This window comes from uncultured Jatrophihabitans sp., from assembly GCF_964246335.1.
Lineage (GTDB): Bacteria > Actinomycetota > Actinomycetes > Mycobacteriales > Jatrophihabitantaceae > Jatrophihabitans.
This window is the reverse complement of sequence record NZ_CAXTQF010000087.1, coordinates 8346-12018: the sequence shown is the minus strand read 5'-3', so window position 1 is coordinate 12018 and position 3673 is coordinate 8346. Positions and strand designations below refer to the sequence as shown.

Genomic DNA, 3673 nt, shown 5'->3' with positions numbered 1-3673 from the left:
GGTCAGTTCGAGGCCGGGGTAGAGCGGGTTGGCGGCAAGCAGTTCCGTTGCGGCGTCGTGCGTCTTCGCGGCCTGCCCGTCCGCGATCGTGTACTTGGCCTTCGACGTACCGCCGGACGCGGCCGCCGTCGGGCTGGTGGCGGTGAGCACGTCGACCATGAGCTCGGCGACGCGATCGAACTCGGCCGGTCCGAAGCCACGCGACGTCAGTGCGGGCGTGCCGATGCGCACGCCGGACGTGTACCAGGCGCCGTTCGGGTCGCGTGGGATCGCGTTGCGGTTGGTGACGATGCCCGAGTCGAGCAGCGCGGACTCCGCCTGCCGGCCGGTCAGCCCGAACGACGAGACGTCCACCAGTACGAGGTGGTTCTCGGTGCCGCCCGTGACAAGGCGCGCGCCGCGCTTGTCGAGTCCCTCGGCGAGCGTCACCGCGTTGTCGGCGACGGCCTGCGCGTAGGTGGCGAACGTCGGTTGGCGCGCCTCGGCCAGTGCGACGGCCTTGGCAGCCATGACGTGCCCGAGCGGGCCGCCGAGCACCATCGGGCAGCCGCGGTCGACGGAGTCGGCGAACTCGGGCTGGCATAGCACCATGCCGCCGCGCGGTCCGCGCAGCGACTTGTGCGTGGTGGTCGTGACGACGTGCGCGTGCGGCACCGGGTCGTAGTCGCCGGTGAACACCTTGCCCGCGACGAGTCCGGCGAAGTGCGCCATATCGACCATCAGCACCGCGCCGACCTCGTCGGCGATCTCGCGCATGGTCGCAAAGTTGATCTTCCGTGGATAAGCGGAGTAACCGGCGATGAGCACCAGCGGCCGGAACTCGCGCGCCTTCGCACGCACCGCGTCGTAGTCCAGCAACCCGGTCTCGGGGTCCGTGCCGTAGGACGACTGCTCGAACATCTTGCCGCTGATGTTCGGCCGGAACCCGTGCGTCAGGTGGCCACCGGCGTCCAGCGACATCCCGAGCGCGCGCTGGTTGCCCAACTCTTGGCGCAACGACTCCCAGTCGGCGTCGGTGAGATCGTTGACGTGCTTGGCGTCGTGGTGCGCCAGCGCCGGCGCCTCGATGCGTTGGGCCAGGATCGACCAGAACGCGACGAGGTTGGCGTCGATGCCCGAGTGCGGCTGCACGTAGGCGTGCGGAGCGCCGAACAGCGCCTTCGCGTGCTCAGCCGCCGCCTGCTCGACGGTGTCGATGTTCTGGCAACCGGCGTAGAAGCGGTGCCCGATGGTGCCCTCGGCGTACTTGTCGGACAGCCAGGTGCCCATGGTGAGCAGCACCGCGGGCGACGCGTAGTTCTCGCTGGCGATCAACTTCAGCGAGTCACGCTGGTCGGCGAGCTCGCTACGGATCGCGCCCGCGACGGTCGGCTCGACGGCCTCGATGACCTGCAGGGCGCTGCGGTAGGCGCTGGACACGGTGGTTGCGTCGAACGGTGCGGACATGAGCCGCACATTAGTCGTTGGCCGGTCGGCGCGGACTAACCGACCGAGCGCAGTCCCCGGCCCGGGGCGCCCGGATCGATCACGCCACCGGTGAGCGAAATGAGCTCGCGGGCGTCGTCGGCGGACACCGCTTGCGACCAGAGGAAGCCCTGTGCGTGCGAGACGTCGGTGTCGGCCAGCCACCGTGCCTGGTCGGTGTTCTCGACGCCTTCGGCGACGGTCACGAGGTCGACCGAGCTGCTCATGGCGATGATCGCCTGCGTCAGCGCCGCGTCGTGCCGGTTGTGTGTGACGCCGTCGATGAAGGACTTGTCCACCTTCAGCGCGTCGACCGGCAGATTGCGCAGATAGCTCAGGGAGCTGAACCCGGTGCCGAAGTCGTCGATGGCGATGCGGATCGAGCGCGCTCGCAGCGCGTTGAGCCGTTCCTCGACGACGGGCAGATCCTGCACGAGCTCGCTCTCGGTGATCTCGAGGGTGAGCAGTTCGGGCGCGATGCCGGTGCGCTCGACGATGCCGAGCACCTCGGCGACGAAGTCCGTGCGCGCGATCTGCTGTGCAGTGACGTTCACCGACATCGTGACCGGTGCCGGCGACAGTTCGTTCAACGCCACCGCGGCGCGACACGCCTGGTCGAGGATGTGCCGGCCGAGGGCGTGGATGAGATCGCTCTGCTCGGCCAGCGGCACGAAATCCGTCGGCGCGACGCTGCTGCCGTCGGGGCGGAACCAACGAGCGAGCGCTTCGAAGCCGACGATGCGTCCGGTCCGCACGTCGACCGCCGGCTGGAAGTAGGCCTGTACCTCGCCGCGGTCGATCGCGACAGCCAGCTCGCCACGCATCGCCAACCTGCGCAGCGCCGCCGAGTGCAGCTCGCTGTCGTACACGGCGATCTTGCCCTTGCCGCGGCTCTTGGCCAGATACATCGCGACGTCGGCGTTGCGCAGCACCTCGTCGCTCGTGACGGTGCCGGCGATGGCCGAGGCGAGGCCGATGCTCGCCCCGAGGGGGATCGTGCGGCCGTCCACGACGATCGGTCGCGCGAACGCCCTGAGCAGGGTGCTGGCGATCGGCAGGGCGTCGTCGACGTCGAGGTCCTCGAACAGGATCGTGAACTCGTCACCGCCGAAGCGGGCCACGGTGTCACCGACACGCACCGAGCGGCGGATCCGCTCGCCGATCTCGACCAGTACGTGGTCACCGACGCCGTGGCCGAGGCTGTCGTTGACGTTCTTGAAGTCGTCGAGGTCGCAGAACAGCACGACGACCGAGCGTTCCTCGTCGTCGCGGCGCGCGTGCAGTGCGTGCTGCAGCCGGTCGGAGAACAGTTGGCGGTTGGCGAGACCGGTGAGCGAGTCACGGAAGGCCTGGCGGGTGAGTGCGGCCTCGAGGCGCACCCGGTCGGTGACGTCGCGGACGGTGACCACGTAGCCCTCGACGGCGGGGTCGGCCGTCAGGTTGGTGGTCGTGCCCTCGACGTCGATGACGCGGTCGTCGGCGTGCCGCATGCGCAGGCGCAACGAACCCTCGGCGCCGGGCTCGAGCCGGTCGAGACCCATCCGGAAGGTGTCGCGATCGTCACCGACGACGAAGTCGGTGTAGCTGCGGCCCGGCAGGCTCTGCGGATCGGCGCCGAGCACGGCCGCGACCGACGGGCTGGCGTAGCGGATCTGCCCGTCGACCGAGCAGACCATGATCGCGTCGGCGGAGGTGCGCACCAGCGCGGCGAGGCGTTGGTCCCCGACCGCACGCGAGCGGGTCTCGGTGACCGCCCGTTCCAGGCTGCGGTGCCGGGACACGAGGCGCCGGAACCAGGCCATCCAGCCGACCGAGGCAAGGAGCAGCAGCGCGACGTAGATCCAGTCGGCCTCGTGGTCCAGACTCGCCCGCCGGGCCGCCACCGCGTGCTCGACCGAGCGTGCGGCCACGAGCGTCCGGACGAGCCCCGCGGCGTCCGGACGAGCGCGATAGGCAGCCCCGGCGGCACGTAGCTCCTCGGTCGTGACCTGTCCGGCGGCGGCGTGCGCGAGCGCGGCGACCGACGCATTCACGGCTGTGGCGTCAGCAGCCCGCACCGACTCCAACCGGGCGATCGACGCGGCTGCGACGACCTGGGCGTGCTGCGCCGGGTGCGCCCGCGAGTACACGAACTGCAGGAGCACGAACTCGACAGCGACGACGAGGAACGTGCCGAACACGGTGGCTGCCCCGCGCAGCACGCCCAGGT

The 3673-nt window shown here is 70.2% G+C and carries 2 protein-coding genes; both read right to left on the bottom strand.

The annotated features are described in order from the left end of the window. Positions 1–1446: glycine hydroxymethyltransferase (locus tag ACFFCN_RS17285; RefSeq protein WP_375493661.1), on the bottom strand; the 1446-nt coding region annotated here is incomplete at its 3' end. Positions 1447–1481: 35 nt separating this feature from the next. Beyond that, positions 1482–3644, bottom strand: coding sequence for a putative bifunctional diguanylate cyclase/phosphodiesterase (locus tag ACFFCN_RS17280; RefSeq protein ID WP_375493659.1), 2163 nt, complete (start codon positions 3642–3644; stop codon positions 1482–1484). Positions 3645–3673: the final 29 nt, after the last annotated feature.